9 protein-coding genes and 1 pseudogene are annotated in these 5,147 nt (G+C 48.5%); 3 read left to right on the top strand and 7 right to left on the bottom strand.

Annotated features, from left to right (window positions below):
* Positions 1–137, top strand: a pseudogene (locus tag H6F68_RS05915) (IS1 family transposase); the annotation flags it as partial.
* 12 nt (positions 138–149) lie between these two features.
* Here H6F68_RS05915 and H6F68_RS05910 read toward each other — a convergent pair.
* The 3 genes from H6F68_RS05910 to H6F68_RS05900 are packed head-to-tail and all read right to left on the bottom strand — an operon-like array spanning position 150 to position 1,475.
* Positions 150–386 carry a hypothetical protein gene (locus H6F68_RS05910; RefSeq protein ID WP_206755504.1) on the bottom strand — a complete coding sequence of 79 codons (237 nt, stop codon included), beginning with the start codon at positions 384–386 and terminating at the stop codon, positions 150–152.
* A 41-nt stretch (positions 387–427) separates the two neighbouring features.
* Positions 428–916: a hypothetical protein gene (locus tag H6F68_RS05905; protein WP_190557270.1), complete on the bottom strand. Its 489-nt coding sequence runs from the start codon at positions 914–916 to the stop codon at positions 428–430.
* Positions 906–1,475 carry a GNAT family N-acetyltransferase gene (locus H6F68_RS05900; protein ID WP_190557268.1) on the bottom strand — a complete coding sequence of 190 codons (570 nt, stop codon included), beginning with the start codon at positions 1,473–1,475 and terminating at the stop codon, positions 906–908. The genes H6F68_RS05905 and H6F68_RS05900 overlap by 11 nt, the downstream gene beginning before the upstream one ends.
* Positions 1,476–1,552: 77 nt before the next feature.
* Between H6F68_RS05900 and H6F68_RS05895 the strand changes: the two genes are divergently transcribed.
* On the top strand, positions 1,553–1,744 hold the full coding sequence (locus H6F68_RS05895; protein ID WP_190557266.1) for a hypothetical protein: 192 nt from the start codon (positions 1,553–1,555) through the stop codon (positions 1,742–1,744).
* 69 nt (positions 1,745–1,813) lie between these two features.
* Here H6F68_RS05895 and H6F68_RS05890 read toward each other — a convergent pair whose 3' ends face one another.
* The 4 genes from H6F68_RS05890 to H6F68_RS05875 all read right to left on the bottom strand — a co-directional run bounded on the left by H6F68_RS05890 (position 1,814) and on the right by H6F68_RS05875 (position 3,929).
* Positions 1,814–2,155, bottom strand: a complete 342-nt coding sequence (locus H6F68_RS05890; protein WP_190557264.1) for a hypothetical protein — start codon at positions 2,153–2,155, stop codon at positions 1,814–1,816.
* 111 nt (positions 2,156–2,266) lie between these two features.
* Positions 2,267–2,890, bottom strand: a complete 624-nt coding sequence (locus H6F68_RS05885) for a hypothetical protein (protein WP_190557262.1) — start codon at positions 2,888–2,890, stop codon at positions 2,267–2,269.
* Positions 2,891–3,032: 142 nt separating this feature from the next.
* Positions 3,033–3,596: a GNAT family N-acetyltransferase gene (locus H6F68_RS05880; protein WP_190557260.1), complete on the bottom strand. Its 564-nt coding sequence runs from the start codon at positions 3,594–3,596 to the stop codon at positions 3,033–3,035.
* A 183-nt stretch (positions 3,597–3,779) separates the two neighbouring features.
* Entirely contained in the window at positions 3,780–3,929 is a 150-nt protein-coding gene (locus tag H6F68_RS05875) for a hypothetical protein (protein ID WP_190557258.1), read from the bottom strand.
* Between the two features lie 90 nt (positions 3,930–4,019).
* On the opposite strand from H6F68_RS05875, the gene H6F68_RS05870 reads away from it, so the two are divergent.
* Positions 4,020–5,065, top strand: a protein-coding gene (locus H6F68_RS05870; protein WP_190557256.1) for an ISKra4 family transposase whose coding sequence is annotated in 2 segments (ribosomal slippage) — positions 4,020–4,176 and positions 4,176–5,065 — 1,047 coding nt in all. Because the reading frame shifts where the segments join, the coding sequence is not laid out codon by codon here.
* Positions 5,066–5,147: the final 82 nt, after the last annotated feature.

The following is a 5,147-nucleotide window of genomic DNA, read 5'->3' as shown; positions in this document are numbered from 1 at the left end:
ATACCCGACTGAGGCATTATTTAGCACGATTGCACCGGAAGACCTTGTGCTACTCCAAATCAGTTGAGATGTTGAAGTGTTCACTTCGGTTGCTGCTGCATTATTTGAAGTATCGGACAATTCCTCTCTCAGCTTAAATCATTACCTATTCAGCAACGCCCAAAATCAGTTACAAAATTTGACCGTTCGCCTGGATTAAGTTGGGTTGCGTAGGGGTAGGCAGAGAGAACAGATTGTTGAGTTAGCAACTGCTTCATCACATCTAGCCCATCGTCTCCCTGTTCAAACCATAACTCTCTTAAGTTGCGAGAGCGAGCTTCAGCCTCACTAACTTGAAGCAGTTGGTTCATCGCCTGGTTTGTCCAAACTTTCCAGTCGCCTTCCATGAGCACTACAGCTTGAGGGTAATTAGGCTCTACATTATTGATTAATTTGACAGTACCTGCTGGCCAGTAATTTGCTCTAGAAGGTGGGCTTGAATCGAACTCATGGCGGCTTGAGCAATTTCCTGCCAATCGGACTCGGTGAGTAGGGAGCACAGCCTTTGGTGAAGTTGAGATCGCAGTGGTTTCTCCACAGAGTTCGCTTCCGCTTCGGCAAGCAGGGCTTCAAAGAATTCCTGTTGTTCTAGGCTGAGTTGAGATAGACGAGCTTGGATAAATTGCCGCCCCTGGACTAAAGCAGCCTCGGTGCCTGATCCTAAGTCTGCCCGCTCTAGAAGGTGACGCAGTTCACCAAAGAGAATTGATAATAGCTGCACCCGCTTGAGCTGAGTTTGTAGTTGGGCGGGCTCAATGGCAAGAGGACGGGAAGTTGGAACGCCGATCTGAAGATCCTGCTCAGATGCCTCTTCCAGTTGAACGGCTGTTTGAAGCCAGTCTCGGTCGTAAGTAAAAGTTTCCCAGTCAAATTGCATCGTCGTTTTCTCCGAACGGACGCGGGTTTAAGACGCCGTACTCAAAGTAGACCATTTCTCGCTCAGCCTCGTACCCGAAATTCAACATGTTCCGCGACTCATAGAATGCCTCTGAGTCTGGTAAGGCATGTAACCCCAGTCTACCCTGATAGCCTAAATCTAGACTTCGCTTGCGGGCAAATTGTAGCAGGATGGTGCCGACACCTCTGAGCCAAGGATTAGGGTTAATCAACCGTCGATTCCAAGGGGCCGATGCCAGTGCTTCCACATACACGAGGGGTTGCCCAATCGTCCATTGCGATCGATGCTGTCGAGTTTCGAGCCATAAAAGCCCTTGTGTTAGCTCGTCTTGTTCAATGGCGTAAGCCTCGTAACGATCATCTGAGAGCGCTAGGCGCTTTTTTCGGGTCCAGTCCCAAAAGGTATCCTCAGCCCTTAGAGTTTCTAGCATCGCCTGCCAAATATTGTTGAAATCACTCAGATGGCGAGGAGCCATGTCGCATAAGCACGCCTCTACCCATTGACCATTGCCTTGAAGTAACTGGATTTTTTGCTCCATAGGTTTTACGGTGACATAACTTCAAGTATCCGTTTCAAAGTTGAAAATTTGGCGTTGCAGAATAGCGGTCATATTCGATGCAATACCCAGAATGCCAATCCAATGACATCCGTAGAAACGGCAAGATACAAGCGATCGCGCCCCTTAGCGTCTGTCACGCTCTAGTCTTTGAATGTCGGCTTTCCAGTACCATGCCTCCGGATGTCCGCTTGCTAAAACACTTTTTTCGTAGAGCACCATGCTTTGAGCGGCCCGGCGATCGCCTCTAAGCAGGCCCATGAGTTGCTGTTTGAGCCCAGGTAGAGAATCAGCATAGCGTTCACAAAGTTGGGTGGTTCCTAGTTGGGAGGACGGTAGCTGGTAGAAGTGCTTGAAGTTGAAAGGCTATCGGTGGAAGGCTCCAGCGGGACGGTCATGAAGATGAAGATTAATAGACCAGAGCCGCCAGCAATGACAGTTGCTAGAAAAAATGAGTGGCTATGAAACATCAAGACAATGCCAAAGGCGAGGGTGCCATGTTTCACCATGCGCCGTCTGGCAACTCGACGCTGAGCCGGTTTAAGTCCTCCTAGCTCCGACACAATGGCGTAGACTATCCCGCAGAGGATAGCGGTAAAGGCAAGGGCGATCGCAATCGACCCGATGAGCATTTCAGTCATGGGAATACGAGGGTGAGTCATGCGAGCCTCTCTTAGATTTCTCTAGGAGAAGCTTTATTCATGGTTCCCGTGACTCGGCGATCGCTCCCCTAGAGCAGCTGATAGCTGACTCTACGATTGTCTTGGGCCGAGTCAACTTTTAGAATCAGGCTTTTTCTGAGGGTTTCTCATCTTGTGTAAGCCCAGATCGCCACGCATTTGGTTTAGCTTCACTTCGACGGGATCAATAAGCCGATCTGGGTTTCGAAGGCTAGCTTTAGCCGAGGACGCAAACTTTTTAGAGAAAAATCTTCTACGAATCAGCAGCTCCCCTTGGAAGCAGTAAGCAGCAGTAACGAACCAAACGAGGAAGCTGAGTGTATTCGCTCGTTCAATTTGAGCTTGGGTAGAGTAGCGAGAGTCAGGAGAGATAGCTAGGAGCAGGGCTACCACAAGAGTGACATTGAGAACTAAGACTGCGTAGAAACCTGCCCACCAACTGGTTCGGTGGGGAAACCAGCGAGGCGGCTGGCGATTTTTCTGACTCTGTAGCCAGTGGCGCCCTTCCGTGTACAAAAGGATTGAGAGCAGAATGACCGGGATAATGTAAAGCAAAGCGATCGCGGAGGGCGAGTTTTCCTCGTGCCAGGCGAGGATAATGAAGGGCCATATAGCGGTGAGAGCTGCGCCAGGAAGGAGGGGGAATAGAGACAAAACTCTCAACCAGGAACTGGGGTAAGGAATCCAGACGGGCCACCAAGATTTAGTTTGATTCATGACTTGAAGGGCTTGGGCTTGAGCTGGCAGATACCATCGCTCGCATGCCTAATATAGATCAGGTGTGCCCTTGCTTCACCTGGGCGATCGCTGAGTTGATATGTGCGTGGGCATTGTTAGCTGCTTAGCAAGTGATTGTTGCTCAACTTTGCCATTCCCGCTTTAACAGGGAGAAGCATTGCATATCCCAAAACTGGTCTTTCCAGAAGCCGTATTCCCTCAAAATACCCTCCTCAATAAACCCCAATTTACTAAGTACTTGAATTGATCGCTCATTACCAGGAATAACAAACGCCTCAAGCCGATTGAGTTGAAGTTCTGCAAATCCATATTCAATCATTGCGTGAAGCGCTTCTTGCATATACCCTTGCTTCCAATGCTCCCGCTTCAACTCGTAGCCGATAACGGCGCGTCTACTACTTGAGTAGACAGCATTGTAACCACAGGTACCAATCAAACGATTAGTAGACTTCAATGCGATCGCCCAGCGAATACCTTTATTGGTTGCAAACTTTTCGTTCATCTGATTGATAAATTGCTCAGCTCGTTCAATAGTAATGAATGTTGCTAAGTCGTAATACTTAGTTATTTCTTCATTAGAAAAAATCTCAAAGACATCCTTTGCATCCAAGAGAGATAGTTGGCGTAAGCAGAGCCTTTTGGTTTCAAGCTGGGGAAATTGCTTGGTTGATTCTTGTACCGCCATCACAACCTCTACAAATTCGGTTCCAACTAACTGCTAGAAAGCTAACTATTATTAGACGGAAAGTTTTGGCATAACTCCTCTACACCAGGTGATTAGGCCGAAAATTTCTGTATATTTTCCCCGCAAAAATCCCCTTTCATCAGCCTATCATTTCCAAATCATTGGCCCATACTAAAGGCAGTATCAGCTATGAGGTCTCTTATTGAGGAAGGCATCCGGTTGAGCCATGACTAAGGCTTCGACGATGGGCAACTGCTCTTTTCCTAACTTGGCAATAGCTCCTCCTCCGTGAGGTTTCGGTTGCACCGTTCCCGTTTCCCGGTAGTGTCGCATCAAATCTCTGATAAACGATAGACTGGGTGCGTGTCACCTTCTTGGTAGAAAAATTAGTCTGAAAGGTAATGCATCTTTTTCAGACGTTTTATGACACCCGAAGACGAAGCCCTCCTCCAGCAGAGTGTTGAAACGATTGCTGCGATCCTCCATCGCAACACGCCACCCGAACAACTGAAGACGCTTGAAGGGATTGAACAAGCCATTCGCGAACAAACGCAACAATCCGTATTGCCGCAACTCGGTGTTTTTTTATTGCAGCAGCAACGGATACAACAGATGGGTACGAGCGAACTCTGAGGAGTATTTTGGGTTCCTTAAAGTTGACCAGTGAGCAAGCTAAGCGCTTGCAGGTCAAACCCGGCAGTCAAATCAGTCCCTTACTGGAGCGCTGTTGTTTGCGGGTGAGTGCCAATGTTTCTTATCAGCACACGACCGACGATGTCGAGTTATTTACGGGCATCCGAATCAGCGCCAAAACGCAGCAACGACTAGCCCAACGGCAAACTTTCCCATCTCCTATCGCGAGTGACCCTGTGCAAGAAGCCAGTATTGATGGGGGAAATGTACGTTTAGTTGTGCCACCGGGGCACCAACCACAGTGGAAACAGTATAAAGCCCTGCGTGTCGCTCCGATAAAGCTACATGGAGCTTGGTGGGACGACAATGAGAGTTTACTCCAATGGCTCCATGAGCAACCGTTAGCAGCTACCTTGACCTGTTTAGGGGACGGTCATGATGGCATCTGGAACCTATTTAGTCAAATTACCCCAGAGGTTGAACGACGGGAAATTCTCGACTGGTTTCACTTGATGGAAAACCTTCACAAGGTCGGAGGTTCTCTCAGGCGCTTAGCTCAGGCTCGCACCTTGTTATGGCAGGGCAAAGTCGATGAAACCTTACAGTTGTTTGATGGGTCTCAATTGGCGCAGGTTCGTCGTTTTTGCCAATATCTGAAAAAGCATCGCCAGCGCATCCCCAACTACGACTACTTGCAAGCAGAAGACATCTGTTCGGTTGGGTCTGGGGCGGTTGAATCAACGGTCAAGCAAATCGACCGACGCTTACAAATCTCTGGGTCCCGGTGGAAATTAAAGAACGTTAACTCACATCTTGCACCAAGGCTTGAAAGGTGAGAAGAAGGGGCGTGAAACCAATACTCTGCAAGAACAATGGATATTCTTGCCCACGCCCAAGAGCTAATCTACCACTTGCTCG

Origin of the sequence: Trichocoleus sp. FACHB-262, assembly GCF_014696035.1 — a bacterium.
GTDB lineage: Bacteria > Cyanobacteriota > Cyanobacteriia > FACHB-46 > FACHB-46 > Trichocoleus.
Note: the sequence above shows the minus strand (reverse complement) of the source record. Positions and strands in the feature narration are given on the sequence as shown.